The sequence below is a fragment of the Mesorhizobium humile genome (assembly GCF_033977215.1).
In the GTDB taxonomy this organism is placed as follows: domain Bacteria; phylum Pseudomonadota; class Alphaproteobacteria; order Rhizobiales; family Rhizobiaceae; genus Mesorhizobium; species Mesorhizobium humile.
The window spans coordinates 112,545-138,725 of record NZ_JAVIIV010000014.1 but is presented as its reverse complement, the minus strand read 5'-3'; the positions used below and the strand labels follow the sequence as shown (position 1 = coordinate 138,725).

Here is a 26,181-nt window from a genome sequence, read left to right as displayed (position 1 = left end):
GCCGATGGCCCGCTCGGGGCGGGAAGTGGCGGAGATATTCCGCCGCTACGGCGATGCCTATCGCACTCAGCATGATGCGCAGCTGTCGACCGCCCAGCGTCGCGTCATGACCGCGATCGAATTGTGCCGGACCGCCGCACTCGGCGGGCACGTCGAAGCATGCGATCAATGCGGCCACCGGCGCATCGCCTTCAACAGCTGCCGCGACAGGCATTGTCCCCGCTGCCAATCGCTGGCCCGCGCGCAATGGCTGGAGGATCGTCGCGCCGAGCTTCTCGACACGCAGTACTTCCACGTCGTCTTCACGCTGCCGAAACCCATTGCCGTCATCGCTTATCAGAACAAGGCGCTCGCCTACGGCCTTCTCTTCCGCGTCACCGCCGAGACGCTGCGCACCATCGCCGCCGATCCCAAGCACTTGGGTGCCGAGATCGGCTTCTTCGCGGTGCTGCACACCTGGGGCCAGAATCTGCTGCACCACCCGCACCTGCACTGCGTCGTCCCGGGTGGCGGGTTCTCGCCGGACGGCACGCAATGGATTGCCTGCAAGCCCGGCTTCTTCCTACCGGTCCGCGTGCTCTCACGCCTCTTCCGGCGGCTGTTTCTGGAGCACCTGGAGAAAGCCTTCGCGGCCGGCGAACTGCAGTTCTTCTCCGACTTGCAGGGCCTGAGCGCGCCTAACGCCTTCCGGCGCTATCTGGCGCCCCTTCGAAAGGCCGAGTGGGTGATCTACGCCAAGCCGCCCTTCGCGGGCCCGAACAGGTCCTCGATTATGTCGGCCGCTACACGCACCGCGTCGTCATCTCCAACAGCCGCCTCGTCGACATCGAGGATGGCGCCGTTCGTTTCCGCTGGAAGGACTACCGGCATGGTGATCGGCAGAAGGTCATGACCCTCTCGGCCGATGAGTTCATCCGCCGCTTCCTGCTTCACGCTGAAAGCCATGGTGCTTGCCATGGTCGAGAAGGCGGCGCGGGCCGATGCCCTGGAGAGCGAGGTCGCTGATCTCAAGGCGCGAAACGCCGACGCTGATGAGCGTATCGAGCGGCTGACGCAGATCCTGAAGGCCTTCGATCGTGCCCGCTTCGGCCGCCGATCGGAAAAGCTTGGCTCCCCGACCACCGACGACGAGCAGCAGGCCTTTGTCTTCGAGGCGATCGAGACCGGCATCGCCGCGATCAGGGCACAGGTCAACAAGGGTCGCGAGCGTCGGGAAGACAAACGTTCGCCGCGGCCGCGCAAAGGCTTCGCCCCCACCTGGAGCGGGTCGAAGTGGTGATCGAGCCCGAGGATCTGCCGGAACATGCCGGCAAGCAGAAGGTGCTGATTGGCGAAGACCTGTCGGAGCGGCTGGATGTCATGCCGGCGAAGTTCCGGGGTATCGTCACCCGCCGCCCGAAGTATGCCTTCAAGAACGAGGACTGCGTCGTCCAGGCACCGGCGCCGGCGCACATCATCGACGGCGGCATTCCGACGGAAGCGCTTCTGGCGCAGATTGCTGTCTCCAAATATGCCGATGGCCTGCCACTCTACCGGCAGGAGGCGATCTATGCCCGCGACAAGGTCGAGCTCGACCGCAAGCTGATGGCGCAATGGATGGGCAAGCTCGGGTTCGAGCTGGAGATCCTCGCCGACTACCTCTTTGATGAGATCAAGAAAGGGCAGCGGATCTTCGCCGACGAAACCACTTTGCCGACGCTCGCGCCGGGGTCCGGATCGACAAAGACAACTTGGCTCTGGGCTTACGCCAGGGATGACCGGACCTTTGGCAGCAGCGGTCCGCCGATGGTGGCATATCGCTTCGAGGATAGCCGAGCTGGTGAATGTGTCGCGCGACACCTGAACGGCTATCGCGGTATCGTCCAGGTCGATGGTTATGCCGCCTATAACAAGCTGATCCGCTCCGATCGCGGCAATGACGGCGTCACATTGGCGGGCTGCTGGTCGCACAGTCGGCGCAAGTTCTATGAGCTGCATGCCTCGGAAAGCTCGAAGGTCGCAACGGAGACAGTCGAGCGGATGACGAAGCTCTGGCAGGTCGAGGAGACCGTGCGCGGGCAAAGCCCCGACGCCCGGGTCGCGGTACGTGAGCAAACCTCCGCCATGATCGTCACCGAGCTCTTCGCCCTCTGGCACAAGACCCTGCCGCGGATCTCCGGCAAATCGAAGCTCGCCGAGGCGATCCGCTATGCCATCTCGCGTCGCGCCATCTTCGAGCGCTTCCTGACCGACGGCCGCATCGAGCTCGATTCCAACATTGTCGAGCGCGCCATTAGGCCCCAGGCAATCACGAGAAAGAACTCGCTCTTCGCCGGCAGCGACGGCGGCGGAAGGAACTGGGCAACCATCGCGACACTGCTGCAGACGGCAAAAATGAACAACGTCGATCCGCTCGCCTGGCTGACTCAGACCCTCGAGCGTATTGCCAATGGCTGGCCAAGCAGCAAAATCGACGCACTCATGCCGTGGAACTACGCCACCTGAACGGCTTCAGCTTGTCGCTTACGTACGACATAGGTGCGCCGGCGGATTTCCTCATTGAGGCGTTCGAGCATGTTGGTGGACTTGAGATGCTTGTGGTGCTGGCGCGGCAGGCAAAAGAAGGTCAGCGTGCGCTCGATGGTCTCCTCCACCCACGTCGTCAGCCTTGGATAGCCGCCCGACTGTTGATTTTCACTGAGAACTGACCCGGTATTTCCACCGAGATTTGACCCGCCTTTAGGTATGTTTCGGGTCGGGTGTTGTGGTCAAGTTCCTGTTTTTCTCCTTTGTGGTTTTGGCGTCGTGCGCCGAGCTGTTCTTAAAGCGGAAGCTGTCGTTTCCGGTTTCGAGAATGTGGCAGTGATGGGTGAGCCGGTCGAGAAGCGCGGTCGTCATCTTGGCATCGCCAAAGACGCTGGCCCATTCGCTGAAGCTGAGGTTGGTGGTGATGACGACGCTGGTGCGCTCGTAGAGCTTGCTCAGCAGATGGAAGAGCAATGCGCCGCCTGATGCGCTGAACGGCAGGTAGCCGAGTTCGTCCAGGATCACGAGATCGGAGTGAACCAGCCGATTGGCAATCTGGCCCGAGCGACCCTGTGCCTTCTCCTGCTCAAGTGCATTGACCAATTCGACCGTCGAGAAGAAGCGGACACGCTTGTGATGATGCTCGATGCCTTGCACGCCGATTGCCGTGGCGATGTGGGTCTTGCCAGTGCCGGGCCCGCCGACCAGAACGATGTTGTTGGCCTCGTCGATAAAGTCGCTGCGATAGAGCTGGCGCACCAAAGCCTCATTGACCTCGCTGCTTGAGAAGTCAAAACCGTTGAGATCGCGATAGGCCGGAAAGCGGGCCGTCTTGAGCTGATAGGCTGTCGATCGGACCTCCCGTTCCGCCGTCTCAGCCTTGAGGAGTTGCAATAGGATCGGAAGGGCTGCTTCGAACGCCGGCGATCCCTGTTCAGTGAGTTCGCCGACCGCCTGGGCCATGCCGTGCATCTTCAGGCTTCGCAGCATGATAACGATTGCGCCGCTGGCAGGATTATGACGCATGGCGCACCTCCAAGGCCTTCCTCAAAGCATCGTAGCGTTCGACATTAGCCTTGGGCTCGTTGGTGAGCGTCAAAGCCTGCGGCGCGTCGATGGTCGGTGGCGCGAACGACTTTCCGTCGACGAGGCGATGCAGCAGATTCAGCACATGGGTCTTAGTCGGAACCCCGGACTTCAATGCCAGCCTTGTCGATCGCCGTGCGCATGTTGTCGTAGATGCCGCGCCGGGGAACGCCACCGAAGACACGGAAAGCATGGTTGTGGGTGTCGAACAGCATCTCGTGTGTCTGCAGAAGGTAGGCTCGCACGATGAAGGCCCGGCTGTAGCTGAGCTTCGTATGGGCCACCTGCAACTTGGTGCGTTCATTGCCGATGATCGCCCAGTCTTCCGACCAGTCGAACTGGAACGCTTCACCCGGATCAAACGCAAGCGGAACGAATGTCCCGCGCCCTGTCGTCTGTAATTCTCTCTGCAGATCCCCCTTCCACTCGCGAGCAAAAGCAGCAACACGACCATACGAACCCTCATAGCCGAGGCTCACAAGATCGCCATGCAACTGCTTCATCGTGCGTTTCTGCTTCTTTTGGCTTCCGTCCTCAGCCACGCCGACAACCGGTCCGTAAACGGATCAAGCTTGCTCGGCCGATCAGGCACTTTGAACTTCGGTTCCACGCTGCCCTGGCGCAGGTATTTGCGGATGGTATTCCGGGATAGGCCGGTCCTGCGGCAAATCTCCGGGATCGATAAATGCTCTCGAAAATGCCAGCGTCGCATTACGCTCAATAACGCCATGTCGATCACTCCGTAGCCCCCGCTGAAAACGCGCGGGGCAAGGTTCAAACATGGGTCAATTCTCGATGGAAATATCCTGTGTTGCCGGGTTAGTTCTCAGTGAAAATCAACAAACAGAGCCAACCCACGCAAAGTGCATTCCGAAGGCTCTGTCGCCTGTCATCTAAAAATACGATGGTACCATTCGCGACTCTATGTTGGTGAATCCAGCGCAAGGTGGCTAGATCGAACGCAGTGGTCCGCTCCCACGACACGTAGTGATCCGCTACCATGAAACAAAATGAAGTAAGTGCAGCGTGAAAACGTTCGCCCAGCACCCGGAAATGGGGCATTGTTCTGCTATAACCCAACTCCTATCCGGGTCGGCGCGACTCAGAACGGCTTTTTCTACATTGTTCAACAGAGTGCGACCGGTCTCACGACCGTCAGCTTAACGTTAAGCCTCGGGGAAGGATCCGAACGGGACCTTGATGGGAACGCGATGGTCAGGCGGCTCGGAATGCTAGAGAGCCTCTTTCATGCTGAGTCCCACAGTCACACAGTTGCAACGCATGGCAACTCGATGCGGTCCGCATGATCGAGCGGCGTACGGAAACCTTCTACAGCTTCGCCCGCCGCCTCTTCGTCAAAATAGGGAAACAGTATGCGCGGCTATTCGGCCATTTCTATTCTGCGCAATGGGCTTGCCGGCCAGAGGTACTGGCCGCGCGCCTGGCGGGCTCCCGATCCGAAGCCCGTCTATGATGTAGTCATTGTAGGCGGCGGCGGGCACGGCCTCGCGACCGCGTTCTATCTAGCCGAGAACCACGGCATACGCAACGTCGCCGTGCTAGAGAAGGGCTATGTTGGCGGCGGCAATGTCGGCCGCAACACGACTGTCATACGTTCCAACTACTTGCTCGACGGCAACACCCAGTTCTACGAATTCTCGATGAAGCTTTGGGAAGGCATGTCGCAGGCGCTGAATTTCAATGTGATGTTCTCGCAGCGCGGCATGCTAATTACGGCCCATTCGGCAGACCAGCTCGACGGCTTCGGCCACCGCGCCAGCATCATGCGGTTGAACGGCATCGACGCCGACATTCTCGACCGCCACGAGGTGCGGGAGCTCGTCCCCTATCTCGACTTTTCGGAAACGGCGCGTTCTCCGATACATGGTGCGATCTTGCAGGGCCGCGCCGGCACGGCACGTCACGACGCGGTGGCTTGGGGCTACGCGCGCGCTGCCGACGCCCATGGTGTCGACATCATCCAGAGCTGCGAGGTGACAGGTTTCGTCCGTGACGGCGAGCGCATCGTCGGCGTGGAAACGACGAAGGGCAAGATTGGAGCCGGGAAGGTCGGGCTTGCGGTGGCGGGTCACACATCGGTGCTCGGCCAGAAGGCGGGCCTAGAACTTCCGATTGAGAGCCATGTCCTGCAGGCTTTCGTCACGGAACCAGTCAAGCCCCTAGTCCATCAGATCGTGGCTCACGGCACCGAGCATTTCTACGTCAGCCAGTCCGACAAGGGTGGGCTGGTCTTCGGAGGCGGTATCGACGGCTACAATTCTTATGCTCAGCGCGGCAATCTCGCGATGGTTCGCGAAGTCGCGGAGGCCGCAGTCGCGCTAATGCCGTGCATTTCCCGCGTGCGCATTTTGCGCCACTGGGGCGGCGTGATGGACATGACGCCGGACGCCAGCCCTATCATCTGCCTGACGCCAGTCGACGGGCTCTACCTAAACGGTGGCTGGTGCTATGGCGGCTTCAAGGCAACGCCGGCCTCAGGGTGGTGCTTCGCGCATACAATCGCTACCGGACAGCCGCATCCGCTGAGTGCCGCTTACAGCCTGGACCGTTTCCGCACGGGCCGCACGATCGACGAGGGCGGCGTCGGGCCGTTTGCCTGGCTACAATAACCGAGAGACCCAAGAGCATGCTACGCATCGAATGTCCCAACTGCGGCCCGCGCGACCACGACGAGTTCCGCTACGGCGGCGACGCGTCCGTGGTCCGTCCTGTCCACGACGACGCCGATTTCGAGGCCTGGTACCGTTACGTGTTCGTGCGCGAGAACCCCGCCGGACCGCATCGCGAATACTGGCAGCACGTGATGGGCTGCCGTCAATGGTTGGTGGTCGGGCGCGATACACGCAACCACGAGATCGCTGCAGTCCGCTCCGCACGGGAGCCGCGCGCATGAGGCGGCTTCACGAAGGCGGGCGGATCGACCGATCGCAACGGATCGAATTCACCTTTGACAGCAAAGCTTTAACTGGCTACCGAGGCGATACGCTCGCTTCGGCGTTGCTGGCGAACGGAATCGGCCTGGTGGGCCGCAGCTTTAAGTACCACCGGCCCCGCGGGATCTATTCTGCCGGGCCGGAGGAGCCGAACGCCCTCGTGACGATGGGCACGGCCGGTCGCCGCGAGCCGAATCTACCGGCTACCACGGTGGAACTGGCCGACGGACTGGTTGCCGAGAGCCAGAACCGGTGGCCGTCATTGAAGTTCGACATCCAAAGTGTAAACGGACTGTTTGCACCGTTTCTTTCGGCCGGTTTTTACTACAAGACCTTCATGGGCCCGACGCGGCGGGCATGGATGTTCTATGAGCATTTCATCCGAAATGCCGCTGGGCTGGGCCGAGCAGGCGAGGAGCCAGATCCGGACCGGTATGAGGTGCGCAATCTCTTTGCGGATGTGGCCGTGATCGGTGCTGGACCGGCGGGGCTTTCAGCGGCACTGGCGGCGGGCGAGGCGGGGGCCCGCGTTGTCATCGTAGAGCAGGACTTTCTGGCTGGCGGTACGCTTTTGTCGAAGCCGGCTGACGGACAGGCCTCGGCTTGGCTTTCCGGAACGCTCGCAAGGCTCGCCAGCATGCCTAATGTTTCGGTGATGACGCGCACCACCGTGTTCGGTGTCTATGACAGCAATGTACTCGGGCTCGTGGAGCGGCATGGCTCAGGAACTATCGATCCTGAAATAGGCAGCGCACGCCAGATGGTAGCGCTCTTGCGCGCGAGAACGATCGTCTATGCTACGGGCTCCATAGAGCGACCACTTACCTTCGACAACAATGATCGGCCCGGCATCATGTTGGCCTCCGCGGCCCGGATCTATCTAAACCGCTTTGCCGTACTGGCGGGTACGAGGGTGGTGGTTGCAACCGACAACGACAGCGCCTATCCGTCAGCCTTCGACCTCGCTGCTGCCGGCGTGGAAATAAACATAGTTGATAGCCGCGCCGAGCCGATGCCTGTACTTTTGGAGCAGTCGCGTCGTTTGGGCATTGCCGTCCGCAGGAAATCACTGATCTCCAATGCTTCGGGGGGGCAGGCCGTACGCGCTGTTACGGTTTCTGAGCCGGGCGGTACGGTTACACTAGAATGCGACCTAGTCGTGGTCTCGGGCGGTTGGTCGCCAACGGTGCATCTGACCTCGCATCTTTGTGAAAGGCCGGTATATCGTGAGGACATAGACGCTTTCGTACCCGGAAAGCTCAGAGCAGGGCACTTCGCGGCGGGCGCTGTGACAGGAGGCTTCATCACCGCCGGCGCCATCGAGGAAGGACGTCGTGTGGGGACAGAGGCAGCTACGTTCTGCGGCGCAACGAATTTTGCCCAGCCGTCGTTTAGCCTCAACCTTGCTGAGATCAACGCGGGAAATAATGACAGCCGTCACGCTCACCTTTTCGGGGCGGCAAAGGATGGTAGCCCTTCGAGGAGGCCGGAGCATCCTCTCTCCCGTCGGTCGGCCGAGAGGTGGTTCGGGAACCGAAAAGCGGGGCTTCCCAAAGACAAGGCCTTCATCGACCTGCAGATGGACGTAACCGTCGGTGACATCGTGCTGGCGCATCGGGAGGGATACGAGTCGGTCGAGCATCTTAAGCGCTATACGACCCTCGGGATGGGCACCGACCAGGGCAAGACAAGCAATTTCCGCGCGCTTTCCGCGATGGCTGGCCTACGCGGCATGACGGTCCCCGAAATTGGCACGACAACGTTCCGGCCGCCCTATACCCCAGTCGCCGTCGGAGCGCTGGCTGGGCGCAGCCAGCGCCATCATTACAAGCCGTTTCGGCGCACGCCAATGCATGACTGGCATGTCGCCAATGGCGCGCAGATGCTGGAAACGGGAGTCTGGATGCGGCCTTGGTTCTACTTTGCTTCCGGTCGCAATGTGGACGAGGCCTATCTCGCGGAGATGCGAATGGTGCGCGAGGCGGCTGGCCTGATGGATATCTCCACGCTCGGAAAGATCGACGTCCAGGGGCCGGACGCGGCTGAATTCCTCGACCGCGTCTATGTCAACGCTTTTTCCAAGTTGCCGATCGGCCGCGCGCGTTACGGTGTCATGTTGCGCGACGACGGCATCGTCTTCGACGACGGGACGACGACCCGGCTCGGCGAGCGGCACTTCTTTATGACGACATCGACCGCGAAGGGGCCGGACGTGCTGTCCCGGCTTGAATTCCTGCTCGATACCGCATGGCCGGACCTTCGCGTTTCGGTAACTTCGGTCACCGACGAATGGGCGGCGATGTCTGTGGCGGGTCCGAAGAGCCGCGATATCCTCGCCGCTGCGTTCACCAACCTGGACGTTTCCAATAAAGCATTGCCGCATATGGGGCAGCTTGAAGCGAACTATCGCAATAGGCCTCTGCGGATCATTCGCCTCAGCTTTTCCGGCGAGCGGGCTTACGAGATCTATGCCGGCGCGAGCGTGGGCAAGGAGGTGTGGTGCCGGTTGATCGAGGCCGGCGTGCCTTTCGGCCTGAAGCCTTACGGAGTGGAGGCTCTGGGCGCCCTGCGCGTCGAGAAAGGCCATGTCGCTGGGCCGGAGATCGACGGCAGGACGACGCTCGACGACCTCGGGCTCAGCCGCATTGCGGGCAAGCGCAACGGCTATGTAGGTGCGGTGCTTGGCCGCCGCGAAGCGCTCAGCGACCCGGCGCGCCCGCGGCTGGTCGGGTTGCAATGCGTCGAGCCGGGCAAGCGGTTGAGCGGAGGCGCAATTCTGTTCAGGCCTGGCGAGCCGATGCAGGGCCATGGCCTCGGCCGCATAACCTCGGTGACCTACAGCCCCACGCTCGACGCCTGGGTGGGCCTCGGACTGTTTGCCCGGAATGCAGCGGAGGAAGGCTCGGACATGGTCGCCACACATCCGATCAAGGGAGAGACGGTGCGCGCCCGCATCGTGTCGCCCATGTTCCTCGACTCGAAGGGAGAGCGGCTGCATGGCTGATGGTTCGAACATCCCGGGGTTCGAGATGGCGGCCTATGATTGCGCGATCGTCCAATTCGAGGGCTGGGACGGCGCGATGGCGCAGTTCGAGGCAGAACTGAAACGGATGCTGGGCGGGCCGCTGCCGAACAAGGTTGGCGACACTGCTCGCTATGACGATGGACTCGTCGTCCGGATTGCGCCGCGCCGGTTCTGGCTGCTTTGCGAGGGTCCACCGCCTATTATAGACGTCGACGCGGAACTCGGCTGCGCCCTCCCGCTCGGCGAAGGCAGGATTCGACTGCGGGTGTCAGGTCGGGGCCTCAGACATGTGCTGGAGCGGTGCGTCGCGGTGGATTGGGAGGCACTGGGCGATGGACGGGCGGTCCAGACCGGTCTCCATCGCACGCCGGTTCTGCTGCTGCGCAGGAGCGGGGTCGAATGCGACCTTCTCGTCCCACGCAGCTTCAGCAAAGGCCTGGCGGAGTGGATTGCCGACGCCTCCGCGGCCTGCACATGACTACTGCCAAGAACCGGTCTAGGTGGGCTGCCAATCCACCCGCGTTCGAGGAAAGTAAAACCAAGTAAATCGCCATCTACCGCAACAGCAAGATAGGAGAAAGTTTCTCATGCCCACATTTGGTCAACAGGAACGCGTTCCTGCATTTAGTCAACAGGAATACCGCGAGCGGACTGCTCGGCTACGACAGCAGATGACGGCGCACGGTATGGATGCGCTGCTTGTCATGAATGAGATGAATATGAACTATCTCACTGGCTATGACGGATACTCCGAATACGTTCCGCAGCTCGCTCTCGTGTGCCAAGATGATGAAGATCCGTGGCTGATTTTGCGCGAAATGGACACTTTATGTGCATCACCCACTTCGTACCTGCCGGAATCGCGCATTCTCAGTTATCCCGAGAAGTACATCGGGTCGAGGCAGCGAACGGCGTGGGAGCCGATCGGTGATCTAATCCGCGAGCGCACCAAGTCGAGCCGAATCGGGGTGGAACTGACGGCCAAGACGTTTGGAGTGAAAGACCATGCCGCCCTCGGTAACAGCTTGGACTCATCTAAGTTCATCGATGCCGATGGCTTGATTGATAAACTGAAGACGGTCAAATCCCCAGCCGAGCTCGCCTACATCGAGCAGGCCGGAAAGATTGCTGATAGGGCCATGCAGGTGGGGCGGCTCGAGATCGCTGCTGGCGCGCGCGAGTGTGACGTGGCCGCCGCCATAATGAATGCTTTGGTCAAAGGCACTCCGGAAATCCCAGGGGGTCTTACCGGCTTTCCGACAATGCCGGTCGGCTCTCCTGCCAACGCGCCGCATCTTAAGTGGTCCGACGCTCGCTATAAGATGGGCTGTCAGACAAATTTCGAGTTGGCCGCCTACCGATACCGCTATGCCTGCGCTTTATCGCGGACGGTATTTCTGGGTGAGCCAACCGCTCGGGCGCGACACCTGCACCAAGCTGCGTTGGACGGCTTCCTCGCGCAGACCGAGATGATACGCCCGGGAGTTAGGTGTTCTGAAGTTTGGCAAGCCTTCCAGCGCGCCTTTAAACCATACGGCGTGCGTAAAGAATCCAGGAGCGGCTACTCCATCGGCCTCGGTTGGGTCGACGGCGATATCAGCTTCCAGGGGGACAACGACACTGTTATTGAACCCAACATGGCCTTCCATGTCCTCATCGGCATTTTTGAAAAGGAGGACGGCTACATCTTCAGTGAGACAGTCCGCGTGACCGAGAACGGTGCGAAGTCGCTGAGCAGTATGTCCCGTGACATGCTGGTAAACTACTGACTTTCGGGATTACAATGCCGGCGCATCGCCAACACGATGCGCCGGCATGCGACGCGCTCAACTCACCACACCCCAATCGCGCTTATCCGACCCGGCTCGACCAATCTCGCTTCAAGATGACGAACATATAAAAGCTATAATTGACTCAGATTACCCGGCTCTTGATAGTCCGAACTGGTGCTCTCTCATCCCTGCCATAATCCAAAGGAAATCACCGGCTAACAATCGAGAAGTAAAGTGAGGATTGAGATTTTTGATTCATTTTCTGTGTGAACACAAACGACACAGGTTGAGATGATGCGGGACGAGCTATCCGGGATTCAGGTGGAGGGCGTTCGAGGGGGTAGCTTTGGTGGAGTCGATATCGCAAAGAATAGGTGCGCCGATCTTGCAGGTGTCGGATCTGCGGATTGTTTTCAGGACCCGCGGAACCACGATCCACGCCGTCAATGGCATCAGCTTTGAACTCCAGCCCGGCGAGCTTCTGGGCGTCGTCGGAGAAAGCGGCTCTGGCAAGAGCGTTACCATGATGTCGCTCATGAAGCTTCTGCCGTCGCCGCCTGCCGAAATCCTGTCTGGAAGGGTGCGTCTCGGGTGCCGGGATCTTTTGTCGCTCGATCCGAGCGAAATGCGTAAGGTCCGCGGCGGCGAGGTTGGGTTCATCTTCCAGGACCCGATGACGTCGCTCAACCCGGTCTTGACGGTCGGCTACCAGTTGAAGGAGCCGTTGCGCAAGCATTTCGGTCTCAGCCGTGGCGAGGCGCGCAAGCGTGCGATCGAGCTTTTCTCCCTGGTAGGCATCCCCTCGCCACATGACAGGATGAACGACTATCCCCACCGGTTCTCCGGCGGGATGCGCCAGCGGGTGATGATCGCTATTGCACTTGCCTGCGAGCCAAATGTGCTCATCGCCGACGAGCCGACGACCGCGCTTGACGTGACGATCCAGGCCCAGATCCTGGAACTCGTCAAGAAGCTCCGCCAGGAAATCGGCATGAGCATCATCTGGATTACGCATGATCTCGGGGTGGTGGCCGGGATCGCCGACCGAGTAATGGTCATGTACGGCGGCCTCATTGTCGAATGCGCCCCTGTCGACGATCTCTACGCAAATCCCCGCCATCCTTACACACGCGCGCTTATGGAGACGTTGCCGAGGCCCGACCAGGCGGGACAGGAGCGATTGAAGAGTGTCGTCGGCCAGCCGCCACACCTTACCGCCTTTCCGACGAGCTGCCCCTTCGCACCACGATGTCCGCATGTATTCGATCGCTGCCTCGTCGAGAAGCCGCCGCTGATGCCGGTGCAAGAAGGACACGAAGCTGCCTGCTGGTGGGACGTGACCGAGCAGAGACCGCGCGATGATGTCTGAACCAAGTATCCTCACCAGAGACGCACAGCCTGGCCGGGACGACGTCCTGCTCCGCGTCAGTGACCTGGCCGTGCACTACCCGACATATCAGGGTGTCTTCGGGCGCCAGGCTGGCGCCATCAGAGCGCTGGACGGTGTGAATCTGGAAGTCAGGCGCGGCCAGACGCTCGGGCTTGTGGGCGAGAGCGGCTGCGGCAAGTCGACCACAGGGCGTGCCATCTTGCGCCTTTGCGACATTACCGGGGGCCGGATCGTGTTTGATGGCGAAGACATCACGCATCTGGAGGGCAACAAACTGCGCCGGATCCGCCCGCGCATGCAGATGATCTTCCAGGATCCGCAGGAATGTCTCAATCCGCGCATGACCGTCGGCTCCATTGTTGCCGAACCGCTAAACGAGCACGGCGCACTGAAAGTCAAGGAAAAGGAAAGGCGGATACGCGAGTTGCTCGATTCCGTCGGTCTCAATCCGAGGTTAGCCAACCGCTATCCGCACGAATTTTCTGGCGGCCAGCGCCAGCGCATTGGGATCGCCAGGGCGCTCGCGCTCAATCCGGACTTCATTGTCTGCGATGAGCCTATCGCCGCCTTGGATGTCTCCATCCAAGCCCAGGTGGTCAACCTCCTCAAAGACTTTCAGGAACAGTTCTCGCTGACATACCTCTTTATCAGCCACGATCTTTCAATGGTCCGTCACCTCTGTGACGATGTGGCGGTGATGTATCTGGGCAAGGTGATGGAACTCGGCCCCCGCGCCCTCATCTACAAAGACCCAATGCATCCCTACACGAAGGCGTTGCTCTCTGCGGTCCCGGTGCCGGATCCGGGGGTCGAACGTGCGCGCAACCGCATCGTCCTGGCGGGCGATGTGCCGAGCCCGGCCAATCCGCCTTCGGGGTGTCGATTTCGTACCCGCTGCCCGGTTGCGTTCGACCGGTGCGCGTCAGATCAACCAGCTTGGCGAAAGGTGTCCGGCGACCGATGGGTCGCTTGCCATAGGGCCGAGTGAAGCAGGGCAAGCGAGATTCCTCGCAGGAAGGCTCGCGCGTCCGCGATCGCGAGATGAAGGACTTGGCGTGGGCAACAAGGCCGGAATAAGCCAGGCCGAGGTTTAAAAAAAGAGGAGAACAATAGAATGTCTAGATTAAAACCACTTCTAATAGCCGGGGTCATGGTGACCGTACTCGTTACGTCTGCATTTGCCGAACGCGGCGCAGACGGGGCCGTCAACATCCTGAATTGGCAGGCGCCGTCGATGATGAATCCTTACCTCTCGGGAAGCGACAATGACACCATTCCTGCCTCGCTGGTGCTCGAGCCGCTAGCCGGCTATGACGAGAACGGCGAGCTTTTCCCGCGGCTTGCAGCGGATATCCCGACCGTCGAGAACGGCGGCATCTCCAAGGATTTGAAGTCGATCACCTGGAAACTAAAGCCTGGTCTCAAATGGTCGGATGGCACGCCCGTCAGCGCGAAGGACGTGGTCTTCACCGCGAACTACTGCATGGACCCAAAGGGCGGTTGCGCCCAACTTGACAAATTCAAGGGCGTCGACAAGGTCGAGGCACTGGAAGACCTGACCGTAAAAGTAACCTTCAAGGAGGCGACAGCAGTCCCCTATACTCTCTTTGTCAGCGCGAGCTCTCCAATCATCCAAGCCAAACAGTTCGCTGACTGCCTGGGCGCGAAGGCTCCAACCTGCACTGAAGCCAATTTCTATCCGGTCGGCACTGGGCCGTTTGTCGCCACCAACTTCAAGCCGAGTGACGCGGTCCAGCTCAAGGCCAACCCGAACTACCGCGATGAGAACAAACCAGCTTTCGCCCAAGTCAACTACAAGGGTGGGGGCGATGCGCTCGGGGCGGCCCGTGCAGTGCTGCAGACAGCCGAATACGACTATGCCTTGAACATGCAGCTCGCTCCGGACGTGCTGGGCAAGATGGAGAAAGTGGGCAAGGGAAAGGTGCTCTCGTCCTACGGGACGTGGGTCGAAACACTCTTCATAAACCTGACCGATCGCTCCTCCAGTCTCCCCCCGGAAGAGCGTTCGACGGCCAAACATCCAAACCCAATCCTCAGTGATGTTCGCGTGCGCAAGGCTTTGTCGATGGCACTAGACCGCGCGAGGTTGAGCGAGATCGGCTACGGCTCGATGGGCAAACCCACCTGTGACTGGATTCCGGCGCCGGCACACTTCGCCGCCGGCAATACGGAGTGCCTGAAGCAGGATACTCCGGGTGCCGTGAAACTTCTTGACGAGGCGGGCTGGAAGCCGGGTCCCGACGGAATCCGGGAGAAGGACGGCAAGAAGATGATGCTCACCTTCGTGACGACCACCAACTCGATACGCAACCAGTTCCAGGCAATCATCAAGCAGTGGTGGGACGAGATTGGTGTCGACGTCGAATTAAAGAGCCTCGACACTTCTGTCATGTTCAGCGGCGATTCAAGCAGTACGGACACAGCCCAGAAATTCTATGCGGACGTCCAGATGTGGACCAACTATGCTAGCGGTACCGATCTCGGCTCATATGTAAAAACCTACACCTGCAGCCAAGCTCCGGGCCCGGACAACAAGTGGCAAGGCTGGAACATGCCGCGCTACTGCGACAACGACTACGAGACGCTAGTGACAGAACTCGGCCGTACTGCTGACGTCGAGAAGCGCGGCGAGATAGTGAAGAAGCTCGATACTATGCTGGTAGACAGCTACGCGATCATGCCCCTGGTCTGGCGCTCCAACGTCTCGGCGATCTCCAGTACGCTGGGCGGCCATGCCATGAACGCCTGGGATTCTGAGTTGTGGAACGCCCAGGATTGGCATCGCAAAAAGTAGGCTTGCCTGCGCGTTCTTGTAAGGGCGCTTGGCTGTCCATCTCCCACGCCGGCCGCGAATACCATTGCCCGGCCGGCAGCAACAGGTCCGGCGCATGCTTAACTATGCCATTCGACGAATGCTTATAGCGGTCCCGACGCTGTTCTTGATCAGCCTCGCGATCTTCTCGCTGCTCAAAATCGCGCCAGGCGATCCGCTATCGCAGTTGCCACCTACCATTCCACCTGAAGTCCGCGCGAACATGCGCGCCGCTTTTGGAATGAACGAGCCCCTGATAGTGCAGTATCTCCTTTGGTTAAAGCTATTCTTCGTAACCGAGCCGCTGCACGCCTTCGATGTTCTGTTCGGGACGCATTTTTCGGACGGTATGCAGCGTATTATCTCTTGGCAATCGCGGGGCTCGGTCTTCAGTGTCATCGCGGAGCGCCTGCCGCAGACGCTGTTAGTCGTTGGTCTCGCCTATATAGTTGGGGTGCTGATTGCTCTGCCGATTGGCATCATCTCAGCCTACAAACAGTATTCTGTGTTCGATCAGGTTGGCACCTTCATTTCGATGCTCGGCCTGGCCGTACCGCCTTTCTTCTCGGGCGTTCTGGCAATCCTGATTTTCGCGGTCTATTTCGACTGGTTTCCGACCATCTACAACACCAATCTCGTCATCAACAGCTGGAGCAGTTTCATCGAGCAGCTTCGGCAGATGGCCATGCCAGTGATGGTGCTGGCGATTCAGACCACCGCCTCCATCAGTCGCTATCTACGCTCGTCAATGCTCGACAATCTTAATCAGGACTACGTTCGCACGGCTCGCGCCAAGGGCGTGGGCGAGGCTGCGGTCGTGTTCATCCACGTATTGCGCAATTCGATGATCTCCGTCGTGACCGTAGTCGCGCTTGGCCTGCCTAGCGTTTTCGGCGGCGCCATCGTGACCGAACAGATATTTAAGGTAAACGGAATCGGCCAGCTTCTGATCACCTCCATATACGCCAATGACGTGCCGGTGGTGCAGACATTGGCCTTCATCTTCGCAGTGCTAATCGTCGTCTTCAACCTGATCGCCGATCTGCTCTACGGCTTGCTCGATCCCAGGATTCGCTATGACTGAGCTGCTTCGCGACAACGAATCGAAAGAAGTCGCCGAGGCGCTTGTTCCGATCGATCCCATCGCCGGCGTGGACCCTGTGTTGCTCGCGACGCGGTCGCGCAATCAGTGGTGGGACGTGTGGGACCAGTTCAAGACCCACAAGGGCGCCCTCGCCGGGGCTGCCGTCTTCTTCCTGATTGTCGCCGGTATCGTCTTCGGCCCTTTTGTTTGGCGCGTAAGCCCCACCTATATCGACTTCACGACTTTGAACGCGGGACCGAGCTGGGCCCATCCGTTGGGCACCGACCAGCTTGGGCGCGATCTGCTGGCGCGGACGATGACAGGCGGTCGCATATCGATCGCCGTCGGCCTGACGGCGATGGTCATCTCGATCTTTCTCGGCACTCTTGTCGGTGTCGTTGCCGGTTATTTCAAATCCCTTGATGGCCCGCTGATGCGGCTCACTGATCTTTTTCTGTCATTGCCGGTGCTGCCACTGCTTTTGATCACAGTGATGCTGTTCCGCGACGCGCTGGCGAACGTTCTCGGAGTCGAGATGGGGAATTTCATCCTCATCGTGTCGGCTATCGGATTGACGAGCTGGATGCAAACTGCGCGCATCGTTCGCGGTGAAGTTCTGACCGTCAAGCGGCGCGAATTCGTGCTGGCATCGCGCAGCATCGGCGCGCCATCGCACCGTATAATCGGTCGTCATGTGCTGCCCAACATCATATCGCCGATCATTGTCTCAAGCACTCTCCAAATCGCCGATGCCGTGATTTCGGAAAGCTTGCTGTCCTTTCTTGGCCTCGGTTTTCCGCCCGATTTCCCGACCTGGGGGCGGCTGCTCTATGACGGGATCGAATACATTCAGGATTACCCGCAACTAGTGCTGTGGCCGGGCATTGCGATTTCGCTCACCGTCCTCAGCGTCACCTATGTCGGCGATGGTCTCAGAGAAGCGCTCGACCCGCGTCTGCGGCGATGACGGTTTCCTTCCTGAAATCACAATGAGGAAAAGTGAAGCGGTAACAAATCCTATAGCAAAGGTTAGAAGTGAGACTGCGACGGCAACCGCGCAGACAACCATGCGCCGGCAAACACGTTTCAGAGAATGCCTTGACCTCAAAGACGATGATGAGGAAGACGAGACGGAAGATCGATGCGAGCCTGAAGGCGAAGATCGCCTTGGAGGCGTTTCGGGAACAGGCGACGATTGCGGATTTGGCGCAGCGCTATGAGGTGCATCCGAACCAGATCTATGCCTGGAAGAAGCAGCTGTTGGGCAATGCGGCGCGGGCCCTCGACGCCGGCGTCGGGATGGAGGCGGACGAGGCGCGTGAGCGGGAGATCGAGAAGCTGCACGCCAAGATCGGTCGCCTCATGATCGAGAACGATTTTTTCGCCAAGAGGTCCGGACGATGAGCACGGCGGACCGTAGAGGGATGCTTGATCGCGACGATCCGAAGCTGTCGATCCGGGCGCAGTGTGAGATGCTGGGACTATCGCGCTCCGGCGTCTATCGGCAGCGGGCGGCGAACGACAACGACGATCTGGTGCTGATGCGGCGCATCGACGAGCACATGATGATCTCCTGGATCCTTGATCGAGGCGACCATTCGGTTCCTACAGCACCGTTCCTGGGCTCGCGCCAGATAGCGCTGATGCTGTCGACGCCCGAGGCACCGGTGAACCGCAAGCGGGCTCATCATTCGCCGGATGGGGATCGCAGCGCTCGGGCCGTCCGTTTGGTCAACTGTTCGAACCGCAAGGTCACCGGCATCCGAGTGTAAGCGCCTTACCGATCCCCTATGTGTTGGGGGTTGACGCTTTCCGGAAGTTCCAGGGCATGAGATCTTCGACTTTGCTCTGATGGTGGCCCTTGAGAAAGGCCAAGGCCTGCAGGGTTTCGGCGATAGAGGGCAACTGGTGCGGCCACATGGGATAATCGCGGGAGGGAGAGGCCCAGATCCGGACAACTTCTCCGAGAGAGGATCGGCTTCAAAAGAGCTGCCGTTGTGGCGCAAACAGGCGGTGATTATGCATTCAATGCTTAAAACCAGCGAGCTCGTTAATCCGAATGCAGGAGCCACAACGTAAATCCGGATAGCGTTCAGAATCTGAACGCCTGAGGCGTCCCTGCCGGGACGTGAGCCGAGCCATTCCGCTGATGGGTTGCACCGCTGACTCAGCAAAGTGCGTCGTCTACATTAAAGGCTCGTCCCGCGAAACTCCATCATGCGGCGATCGATGTCGACCGCGAAGACAATCGTGTACCCGGCAACGCATCTCCGAGCGCAAAGATACTTGACGTCCCCACCGCGATTAGACCCCATCTTTTTCCGCGCCCCCAAATCCCGGATGGTGCCCGTGGTTTCATGACGGAGATCGGCGATGGCGACGCTTGATGATGCAGCCAGGCCGTCACGTCCCCGGCGAAAGTCGATCGGCCGCGTCGCGACGTAGACTCCAACTGCGCACCAGGCGTGGTCATGTCGCCGCCCGCACCGCCTGGATCACCCGCGACAGATGCCGCTCGTCGGCATCCTGCCCGACGCGGATCACGACATTGTCCATCAGGATTCTCGGTCCCGGTATGCGCGTGCCGCGGCTGGGAAGGCGGCTCTTCGACCAGCAGCGCCCCCAAAGCAAGGGTGTTGCGGCCATGCTTTCAGGCAATGCCAGGATCCATTCCGCAGCCGCTTGCGCCAATCATAGATCTGCCAGCGCGTCGCCCCGTACTTGGGCGCCGCCTCCGCCAACCGGACAATGACGCCGGACATCAGGCTCTCCGCCACGAACCGCACCTTCTCCGCGCGTCTGTGCGCCGCCGCCCGTCGGACCTTCGATCACTTGAAGCCACCTCCCCCAGTTGAGTCCCTTCGATAATCGGTCGACATTCTGTGAGGCCGGATTTCGCCACGTGGGGCCTAGATCGCGTTGTCGATCTGCGGGCGCCGGCGAACCAGAGGACGCGCGTGCGGAAGAACCAGTGCCGATGAGCGGCTTCACTTTTGCCGGAGCGGCATGACGGAAAGGTACAATATCGAATGAGGAACGGTCAATGATTGTCACAAAAATATCAAGGAAGAAACGAAACCTTTGCAAACAATTTTCTTTACCTATTTTGTGACTGTGAGAATATCGTCTCGATAATAGCAAGAGAACCATTCATCAGCAGAGGAAATGCTATGTCAATAATGTGGCTGTTCGACATGGCGGTTACATGTCGCTTCGCGAGTTTTTGCTTCAAAGGCCTGACTGGGAGGAGGAACGAGACACGTTGCCTGGGTGGTGAAACCAATCTGAGTGCGATTCATGCATTTCGGTCTCGCCGGATCACAAGCAAGCGTAGCGGCTGGCGTCAAAAGCAAGTCGGCTTGGTCTCGTTAAGAATACGGACGCGCTTATTGGTGCCGGACCTGCTCCCCGGGGCGATCTGAACGAAGTGCTGCTTGTGAGGTCTTCCCATGGAAGGCAGACCAATGCACACCGCGGGCGTGACCTTTGCCATCCCTGTCTAGAGAGAAGAGGCAAGTGATGAACACCACTAATTCTCAAGAGGCTGTCTTGGGTGAAGGCTTGGGTGAAGGCAATTATAGAATAGGGTTCCTTTTTATCGCGATCTCTGCAATCGCTTGGAGCACCGGGGGGATGTTCGTCAGAATTCTGCCGCTGGACGCGTGGACGATTCTGTTTTGGCGGAGTCTGTTTGCGACCGGTTTCCTAGCAGTTTATCTGTGTGTAATTAGACCAAAATATAGCCTCTTTCCGAAAGGGCACGCGATGATCGTTGCTGGCTCTTTGGCACTCACCATGCTAGCGTTCATACCGGCGTGCCAGTTAACATCGATTGCCAACGTAGCAGCCATCTACGTGACTACACCGGTCTTCACGGCCATCTTGGCGTGGCTTTGGCTCGGAGAGAAAATTGGGCCTACGACGATCTGCGCGGTAGTGACCATTCTTATAGGCAGCTGTGTGCTCGTGGAGGGAACGAGTTCAGCGTCCGATTTTTTTGGGAGCTCATTTGCCTTCGCCACGACTTTGATAACCGCCGCTGTTACTGTGTTTATCCGCGGACACCGAGAACAATCGCCTCTGGCTTCTGTCTGCCTTGCCAACATTTTAGTTTCATTGGTTAGCTTGTGCTTCGCAGCGCCTCTCTCTGCGAACCTGAGAGACCTCGTATGGCTTGCGCTTTTCGGCCTGGTGCAAGTGGTGATGGCTTTTGTGTTATTTTCTGCCGGCTTACGTCGAGTTCCAGCTTCGCAAGGCTCCTTGATTGGTGCCATAGAAACGCCGCTTGCTCCATTATGGGTTTGGCTCGGATTCGGCGAAACACCCTCGCTATCGACCCTAATAGGGGGCACCATTATTACCGTGGCAGCGGTCGGATACTTTCTGGCGATGGCTGGCGGGCGAGGATGCCCGAAAGGAGAGAATGTCGATGAATGATTTGCAGCCGCCGATGATAATCGAGGGAATTTCAGCGGCCGCAGGGTTTGCGGATGTCACGTCGTTAATTCACGCCGCAGTCCAAGATAGGCTCGCAAAGGCATTGTTATTGCCGCTGCCATGTACATGTTCTCACTGCCATATATGTGTTAGATATGTTCCATTATATTCGACCTATTCGCGACAGATCTCCCGTTGAGGCCTAATACCGTTGCCCTGGCGGATGGGCGGACCGGCTGCTCCGCCTGCGGAGTCATGAAGATTGCTGCTACTGTGCCTCAGGAGCACGCCCATCTGCTACCCGAACAAAACCCCTATCAGCGGTCGCCGGCGCCCAAACCGCGGTCCGGCTGACTACCGTTCTCCTCGGGCAGCTGCCGGCCATCTCAAAACGCGATGGCACTGTCCGGAACATTATATTGGCGGACCCAATGCCAAGTGGCACATAAATGGGGAGCACCAGATCGAACTTCATCCGCCCGTCAACGCGACCCGACACAAATGGAACGAACTGAAGTGCAGATCAGAGACGTGCTTCTCGCGCCAGGAAACGGCGCTTTTTTCTACGACGATCAGGCAGCCATAAGAGCCGGTGCCTCGCAAGACGGTTTTGTCTATGTGGGCGAGCCCGTTACACCCGACTTCCAATCAATTCGTGTTCCAGCATCTTCGCTCAGCATCGGGCTAATCCTCACCGACGAAACCGTTGTTTGGGGCGACATGATGAACGTGCAGTACTCTGGTGCTGGCGGGCGCGATCCTGTGTTTGAAACCGCTCAAATCTCGGATTTGACGTCGCGCGTTGTGACGCCACGGCTTCTTGATGCCGATGCTTCTCGTTATCTTGATGCCTGCGCGAAAGTTTTCGAGCCCTTCGAAGACAAGCGGCTACCCCTCGCTATTGAGTATGGCGTGAGCCAGGCGCTCCTTCGCGCGGCGGCTCATCTTCAACGTGCGACGATGGCGGAGATCATATGTAGTGAATTTGATCTACCGCTGCTGCCAACGCGCAGGGTACCGATTTACTGCCAGAGCGGCGATGCTCGCGAAATCAATGTCGACAAAATGATCTTGAAGGCGGTGGATGTGCTTCCCCATGGCCTGATCAATTCACGGCAAAAATTCGGCCAAGGCGGCAAGACTTTCCTTGACTTCGTCAAGTGGGTTGCGACGCGCACGCGCGAACTCGGCCGCCCGGGGTATCATCCGGTGCTTCATTTCGATGTGTATGGCTGGATCGGCCTGGAAATTGGAATGGAGCCGCAAGAGATTGCCGACTTTATCTGTAGGGTTGCCGATACCGTTCCGGGTTTTGCTCTCAACATCGAGTGCCCGGCGGATTTTGGCTCGACACAAGCCCAAATTGATAACTACGCCCGGATTGTATCGGTTTTGGATGACCGGGGTTCCAGTGCTCGCATTGTCGTAGACGAGAGGTGCAATACGCTTGAGGACATTCGGCTCTTTGCAGAAGCCAAAGCGACGCATCTGATCCAGATCAAGACACCCGATGTCGGCTCAATTGCCGATACGGCGCGCGCCGTTCTCATCTGCAAGCAGAATGGGGTAGGGGCCTATGTCGGGGGAAGCTGTACCGAGACGGATCTCTCCGCCCAGGCTTCGGTCCACGTATCGGTGGCAACCCAGGCCGACATGATGCTTGCCAAGCCCGGAATGGGTGTCGACGAGGCATATTCCATCGTCGGGAACGAGCAGAACCGGTTGCTGGCGATGCTGAACCGTCGTCGAGTTCGAGCCAAAAACGTTGGATGAAAAGCACGGTGTCGCATGCAGAACTCTCTTGAGGGGATCACTGTCGTAGCCGTGGAGCAGGCGGTGGCCGCGCCTTACGCGTCGTCTAGGCTCGCGGATGCAGGTGCCCGGGTGATCAAGATCGAACGGCCCGAAGGGGACTTTGCCCGAAGCTACGACAAGTTGGTCCGAGGGCAGAGTGCTTACTTCGTCTGGCTTAATCGGGGTAAGGAATCGGTGTGTCTGGACCTGAGGTTGGAGGCGGATCGCGAGGTCCTCGACACGCTGGTTGCCACCGCTGACGTCTTTATCCAGAATCTGAAGCCGGGCAGCATTGAAAAACTAGGTTTCGGGTCTGCTGACCTGCGTCGCCGATTTCCGCGCCTGATAACCTGTGACATCTCGGGTTTCGGTGACAAAGGACCTTATTCACACTTGAAGGCCTACGATCTCATCGTCCAGGCCGAAACAGGTCTATGTGCGATCACCGGCAACCAACAAGGGCCCGCACGTGTCGGGGTCTCGGTCTGTGACATCTCAGCGGGCATGACAGCGCACAGCGCCATTCTTCAGGCGATGTATCACCGCGAGGTCACCGGCGAAGGAACCAGCATTCAGGTGTCACTGTTCGATGCTGTCGCTGACTGGATGAATGTTCCGGTTCTCCAAAACGACTATAGCGACTACCACACCGAACGCGCCGGTGTGAAACACCCGTCTCTGGCGCCATATGGCGCCTATAGTTGTGCCGATGGCAAGGACGTCATCTTTTCGGTTCAGAATGACCGCGAATGGGTGAGTTTTTGCGAGAAGTTCCTCAAGCAGCCGGAACTTACACGCGCACTTGGTTTTGCCGATAATATGCAGCGCCTCAGTCACCGTGCGCAACTTGATCAGATCATTGAACGGCGGTTCTCTGAACTATCCTGCCAGGGAGCAATGCAGGAGCTTGAGGCGGCCGGACTGGCCTACGGCCGACTGAGCGAAGTGGCGGATGTTTCAAAACATCCACATGTCCGCAGAGTCGAGATTGGCACGCCTGAAGGAAGCGTCGAGACGATCGCGCCGGCGGCAATTTTCAACTATGAGCAGCCCTCGCTACGCCCAGTTCCGGCTCTTGGCGCTCATACTGAGGCTGTCCGCGAGGAGGTTCTGGGGCTTTTGCGCGACAGAGCCGCGTCAGCGTGAGCGCGCGTCTGAGTATGGGGAGTGCGCTCGCGGTTTGCGAAAAGCCTGTGTGCCTCGGACCATCTCAGCGCGTCGCCCATCCAGCAAGCCCACTGCCGTCACGCTCGCTAACATTTATGGCAGAGATGACTCCATGATCGCGGACCCCCTTCCGTCAGTTGAAACCGCGATGTCCGTACCACGCTGGAGATCCCTGCTCTTCGTACCCACTCACGTACCGCGCTTTGTGGAGACGGCGCATGAGCGGGGTGCGGATGGCGTCATTCTCGACTTGGAGGATTCCGTTCCTCAGGATCAGAAGGGTGAGGCACGGCGACAGCTTCCTGAATGCGTGGCCAAGGTGGGCCGGAAAGGCGCATCTGTTTTGGTCCGCGTTAATCATGGTTTGCGCGCGTTGGCGGCCGATCTTGATGCAGCAGTGATAGAGAGTGTTGACGCGCTTGTTCTTCCGAAGACGGATTCGCCAGAGTGGGTACTAGAGATCGCCAATGCAGTTTCAGAACTTGAACGGGAAAGAAGTCTTCCGCTGGGACGCATCCGGTTCCTTGCCCAGATCGAGACCCCGGGCGCCTTGCAGAGGCTCGCGGCCATTGCATCGGCGCATCCCAGGATGGCCGCAATGGCGCTCGGGCCCGAAGACTTCAGTGCCGCTGTCGGCGGCTCCCCTGAGTTCGACCTTCTGTTGGCGCCGAACCTTTCCGTTTTGTTTGCCGCCCGGGCGGCAGGCTTGCTCCCACTGGGCTTCGTAGGGAGCATCGGCGAGTTCTCCGATAGTGATAAACTTCGTGAAGCCGCGACGCGTGCGCGGCGGCTTGGCTTTGTCGGAGCCTTGGCGATCCATCCGACACAAGTGGCCATATTCAATGAGGCATTCTCGCCAAGCGCACAAGAACTCGAGTGGGCCCGTCGCGTCGTCGCTGCGGAAAACGATGACGCCACGCATGGACGAGCTCCATTCTCGTTGGACGGCAAGATGATCGATCCGCCGGTGGTGCGGCGCGCCCACGAGATCCTGGCTCTCGCCAGCAATAACCGACCCACCAATCAGCGGCCGGACAGGCGCTAGATTCACAGGAATACTCTTACAGTTTTGTGAAATTATTACAGCTTTGTGACTTCCCTGCCATCTCATTTCGAGATAGATACGAAGACGCTGGGGATCATGCCGCGGCTGGATTTCTTCATCGTGGACATCAGGCAGTTAAGATATTTCGTCGGCGTGGTTGAAGCAGGCAGTTTTACGAAGGCCGCCGGCTTCCTCAATGTCGCCCAGAGTGCGCTGAGCCTACATGTGCGCCAACTGGAGGAAGGTTTCGGCACCCAGTTGCTGATACGCGATAGGACCGGCGTGAGTGTCACGGCGTCGGGAGCCAAACTCCTGGAGCGGGCGCGGGCGATTCTCAGGGAAATTCGGCTGACCGAGGTGGAATTAACCAACTCAGCTGCTTCCCCGGCAGGGGAGGTGACTATTGGCATTCCGTCTGGAGCTGCTCGAGTCCTAAGCGGCCCGCTGCTTGAGTCGGTAAGAAACGAACTGCCCAAAGTGTCCCTCAAAATGGTCGAGGGTATGACTGGACCGCTAGAGGAGTGGATGGCTGCTGGACGCTTCAATCTGGCAGTTCTCTACCGCACCGCAGACAGTGTGGGGCGAATGACAGTCTTGGCACGCGAAGACCTGTGTCTGGTGGTGCCGTCAGGTGAGCCGCCTTTCGAGGAGTCGATATGTCTGGCGGACCTGCATGCGTTCCCGTTGGCGGTTCCCATGCGCAATAACAACGTCAGGCGTTCTGTGGCTGACGTCGTGGCACAACACGGTTGCGCGCTGGACGTCGAGTTTGAAGTGGACTCGCTCTCAACGATCATCAACATGGTTATAGAGGGAAAAGCCCATTCTATTCTGGCCCCGTCCGCGGTCCAGAAAGAAGCCTGTCAAGGGCTGGTGCGGACTGTCAAGATCGTCGATCCGGTGATTACACGCTCGGTTGTGCTTGCTGTAAATCCTAAAGATGAGCGTTCCGCGGCCGTCTCCGCGGTCCGCAAGCTCATCCCCAAGGTCGCCAGAGAATTAATTGAGAGTCGGGGCTGGGCAGCCGCGGCTCCTGACGCGGCCTGACAGCCGTCGATCTACAAAACACGACCTTTTTTTGCCATCGGA

General features: G+C 59.2%; 20 protein-coding genes and 4 pseudogenes. 19 read left to right on the top strand and 5 right to left on the bottom strand.

Translation table 11 applies throughout. From position 1 onward, the window contains the following. Window positions 1-4: 4 nt before the first annotated feature. Window positions 5-948, top strand: a pseudogene (locus RFM52_RS20990) (IS91 family transposase); the annotation flags it as partial. Then, window positions 905-2,484: pseudogene (tnpC, locus tag RFM52_RS20985) on the top strand (IS66 family transposase). The pseudogenes RFM52_RS20990 and tnpC, both read left to right, overlap by 44 nt. A gap of 20 nt (window positions 2,485-2,504) precedes the next feature. Here tnpC and RFM52_RS20980 read toward each other — a convergent pair. From RFM52_RS20980 to istA, 4 genes and pseudogenes are all read right to left on the bottom strand, one after another. Next, a pseudogene (locus RFM52_RS20980) lies at window positions 2,505-2,654 on the bottom strand (transposase); the annotation flags it as partial. 64 nt (window positions 2,655-2,718) lie between these two features. Then, complete coding sequence (gene istB / locus RFM52_RS20975; RefSeq protein ID WP_320297906.1) at window positions 2,719-3,531, bottom strand: IS21-like element helper ATPase IstB; 813 nt, start codon at window positions 3,529-3,531, stop codon at window positions 2,719-2,721. Beyond that, a complete protein-coding gene (locus RFM52_RS20970) occupies window positions 3,521-3,676 on the bottom strand; it encodes a hypothetical protein (RefSeq protein WP_320297905.1) in 156 nt (51 codons plus the stop codon). The genes istB and RFM52_RS20970 overlap by 11 nt, the downstream gene beginning before the upstream one ends. 31 nt (window positions 3,677-3,707) lie before the next feature. Next, window positions 3,708-4,321 (bottom strand): annotated as a pseudogene (istA, locus tag RFM52_RS20965) (IS21 family transposase); the annotation flags it as partial. A 643-nt stretch (window positions 4,322-4,964) separates the two neighbouring features. On the opposite strand from istA, the gene RFM52_RS20960 reads away from it, so the two are divergent. From RFM52_RS20960 to RFM52_RS20905, 12 genes are all read left to right on the top strand, one after another. Next, window positions 4,965-6,221 carry a sarcosine oxidase subunit beta family protein gene (locus tag RFM52_RS20960; RefSeq protein WP_320297904.1) on the top strand — a complete coding sequence of 419 codons (1,257 nt, stop codon included), beginning with the start codon at window positions 4,965-4,967 and terminating at the stop codon, window positions 6,219-6,221. 17 nt (window positions 6,222-6,238) lie between these two features. Continuing rightward, complete coding sequence (locus RFM52_RS20955; protein ID WP_320297903.1) at window positions 6,239-6,505, top strand: sarcosine oxidase subunit delta; 267 nt, start codon at window positions 6,239-6,241, stop codon at window positions 6,503-6,505. Next, window positions 6,502-9,549, top strand: coding sequence for a sarcosine oxidase subunit alpha family protein (locus RFM52_RS20950; protein WP_320297902.1), 3,048 nt, complete (start codon window positions 6,502-6,504; stop codon window positions 9,547-9,549). The genes RFM52_RS20955 and RFM52_RS20950 overlap by 4 nt, the downstream gene beginning before the upstream one ends. Then, entirely contained in the window at window positions 9,542-10,048 is a 507-nt protein-coding gene (locus RFM52_RS20945) for a sarcosine oxidase subunit gamma (RefSeq protein ID WP_320297901.1), read from the top strand. Before RFM52_RS20950 ends, RFM52_RS20945 begins: the two co-directional genes overlap by 8 nt. 109 nt (window positions 10,049-10,157) lie before the next feature. Next, on the top strand, window positions 10,158-11,339 hold the full coding sequence (locus tag RFM52_RS20940) for a M24 family metallopeptidase (RefSeq protein ID WP_320297897.1): 1,182 nt from the start codon (window positions 10,158-10,160) through the stop codon (window positions 11,337-11,339). Window positions 11,340-11,724: 385 nt separating this feature from the next. After that, window positions 11,725-12,711, top strand: a complete 987-nt coding sequence (locus RFM52_RS20935) for an ABC transporter ATP-binding protein (RefSeq protein ID WP_430699293.1) — start codon at window positions 11,725-11,727, stop codon at window positions 12,709-12,711. Next, the gene (locus tag RFM52_RS20930; protein ID WP_320297896.1) at window positions 12,701-13,720 is read left to right on the top strand and encodes an ABC transporter ATP-binding protein; all 1,020 of its coding nucleotides are present in this window, start codon (window positions 12,701-12,703) and stop codon (window positions 13,718-13,720) included. Before RFM52_RS20935 ends, RFM52_RS20930 begins: the two co-directional genes overlap by 11 nt. Window positions 13,721-13,882: 162 nt before the next feature. Continuing rightward, window positions 13,883-15,547 (top strand): peptide ABC transporter substrate-binding protein, encoded by a 1,665-nt coding sequence (locus RFM52_RS20925; RefSeq protein ID WP_320297895.1) that lies wholly within the window; start codon window positions 13,883-13,885, stop codon window positions 15,545-15,547. Window positions 15,548-15,641: 94 nt separating this feature from the next. Beyond that, window positions 15,642-16,649, top strand: a complete 1,008-nt coding sequence (locus RFM52_RS20920; RefSeq protein ID WP_320297894.1) for an ABC transporter permease — start codon at window positions 15,642-15,644, stop codon at window positions 16,647-16,649. Continuing rightward, window positions 16,642-17,616 carry an ABC transporter permease gene (locus RFM52_RS20915; protein WP_320297893.1) on the top strand — a complete coding sequence of 325 codons (975 nt, stop codon included), beginning with the start codon at window positions 16,642-16,644 and terminating at the stop codon, window positions 17,614-17,616. Before RFM52_RS20920 ends, RFM52_RS20915 begins: the two co-directional genes overlap by 8 nt. A gap of 131 nt (window positions 17,617-17,747) precedes the next feature. Then, window positions 17,748-18,053 carry a transposase gene (locus tag RFM52_RS20910; protein WP_320297892.1) on the top strand — a complete coding sequence of 102 codons (306 nt, stop codon included), beginning with the start codon at window positions 17,748-17,750 and terminating at the stop codon, window positions 18,051-18,053. Next, window positions 18,050-18,421, top strand: a complete 372-nt coding sequence (locus RFM52_RS20905) for a hypothetical protein (RefSeq protein WP_320297891.1) — start codon at window positions 18,050-18,052, stop codon at window positions 18,419-18,421. The genes RFM52_RS20910 and RFM52_RS20905 overlap by 4 nt, the downstream gene beginning before the upstream one ends. 697 nt (window positions 18,422-19,118) lie before the next feature. Here RFM52_RS20905 and RFM52_RS20900 read toward each other — a convergent pair. Next, the gene (locus RFM52_RS20900; protein WP_320297890.1) at window positions 19,119-19,295 is read right to left on the bottom strand and encodes a hypothetical protein; all 177 of its coding nucleotides are present in this window, start codon (window positions 19,293-19,295) and stop codon (window positions 19,119-19,121) included. 873 nt (window positions 19,296-20,168) lie between these two features. On the opposite strand from RFM52_RS20900, the gene RFM52_RS20895 reads away from it, so the two are divergent. From RFM52_RS20895 to RFM52_RS20875, 5 genes are all read left to right on the top strand, one after another. Further along, window positions 20,169-21,086, top strand: a complete 918-nt coding sequence (locus tag RFM52_RS20895; RefSeq protein WP_320297889.1) for a DMT family transporter — start codon at window positions 20,169-20,171, stop codon at window positions 21,084-21,086. Window positions 21,087-21,602: 516 nt separating this feature from the next. Beyond that, window positions 21,603-22,859 carry a methylaspartate ammonia-lyase gene (locus RFM52_RS20890; protein ID WP_320297888.1) on the top strand — a complete coding sequence of 419 codons (1,257 nt, stop codon included), beginning with the start codon at window positions 21,603-21,605 and terminating at the stop codon, window positions 22,857-22,859. A 15-nt stretch (window positions 22,860-22,874) separates the two neighbouring features. After that, a complete protein-coding gene (locus RFM52_RS20885) occupies window positions 22,875-24,026 on the top strand; it encodes a CaiB/BaiF CoA transferase family protein (protein ID WP_320297887.1) in 1,152 nt (383 codons plus the stop codon). A 133-nt stretch (window positions 24,027-24,159) separates the two neighbouring features. Continuing rightward, window positions 24,160-25,092, top strand: a complete 933-nt coding sequence (locus RFM52_RS20880; RefSeq protein ID WP_320297886.1) for an HpcH/HpaI aldolase/citrate lyase family protein — start codon at window positions 24,160-24,162, stop codon at window positions 25,090-25,092. A 120-nt stretch (window positions 25,093-25,212) separates the two neighbouring features. After that, entirely contained in the window at window positions 25,213-26,139 is a 927-nt protein-coding gene (locus RFM52_RS20875; RefSeq protein WP_320297926.1) for a LysR family transcriptional regulator, read from the top strand. Window positions 26,140-26,181 lie beyond the last annotated feature (42 nt).

Excerpts from the sequence above, each read along its gene's own strand:
- istB (WP_320297906.1), bottom strand. The coding sequence starts at position 3,531 with ATGCGTCATAATCCTGCCAGCGGCGCAATCGTTATCATGCTGCGAAGC.
- RFM52_RS20960 (WP_320297904.1), top strand. The coding sequence starts at position 4,965 with ATGCGCGGCTATTCGGCCATTTCTATTCTGCGCAATGGGCTTGCCGGC.
- RFM52_RS20955 (WP_320297903.1), top strand. The coding sequence starts at position 6,239 with ATGCTACGCATCGAATGTCCCAACTGCGGCCCGCGCGACCACGACGAG.
- RFM52_RS20950 (WP_320297902.1), top strand. The coding sequence starts at position 6,502 with ATGAGGCGGCTTCACGAAGGCGGGCGGATCGACCGATCGCAACGGATC.
- RFM52_RS20945 (WP_320297901.1), top strand. The coding sequence starts at position 9,542 with ATGGCTGATGGTTCGAACATCCCGGGGTTCGAGATGGCGGCCTATGAT.
- RFM52_RS20940 (WP_320297897.1), top strand. The coding sequence starts at position 10,158 with ATGCCCACATTTGGTCAACAGGAACGCGTTCCTGCATTTAGTCAACAG.
- RFM52_RS20930 (WP_320297896.1), top strand. The coding sequence starts at position 12,701 with ATGATGTCTGAACCAAGTATCCTCACCAGAGACGCACAGCCTGGCCGG.
- RFM52_RS20925 (WP_320297895.1), top strand. The coding sequence starts at position 13,883 with ATGGTGACCGTACTCGTTACGTCTGCATTTGCCGAACGCGGCGCAGAC.
- RFM52_RS20920 (WP_320297894.1), top strand. The coding sequence starts at position 15,642 with ATGCTTAACTATGCCATTCGACGAATGCTTATAGCGGTCCCGACGCTG.
- RFM52_RS20915 (WP_320297893.1), top strand. The coding sequence starts at position 16,642 with ATGACTGAGCTGCTTCGCGACAACGAATCGAAAGAAGTCGCCGAGGCG.
- RFM52_RS20905 (WP_320297891.1), top strand. The coding sequence starts at position 18,050 with ATGAGCACGGCGGACCGTAGAGGGATGCTTGATCGCGACGATCCGAAG.
- RFM52_RS20900 (WP_320297890.1), bottom strand. The coding sequence starts at position 19,295 with ATGGCCGCAACACCCTTGCTTTGGGGGCGCTGCTGGTCGAAGAGCCGC.
- RFM52_RS20895 (WP_320297889.1), top strand. The coding sequence starts at position 20,169 with ATGAACACCACTAATTCTCAAGAGGCTGTCTTGGGTGAAGGCTTGGGT.
- RFM52_RS20885 (WP_320297887.1), top strand. The coding sequence starts at position 22,875 with ATGCAGAACTCTCTTGAGGGGATCACTGTCGTAGCCGTGGAGCAGGCG.
- RFM52_RS20880 (WP_320297886.1), top strand. The coding sequence starts at position 24,160 with ATGATCGCGGACCCCCTTCCGTCAGTTGAAACCGCGATGTCCGTACCA.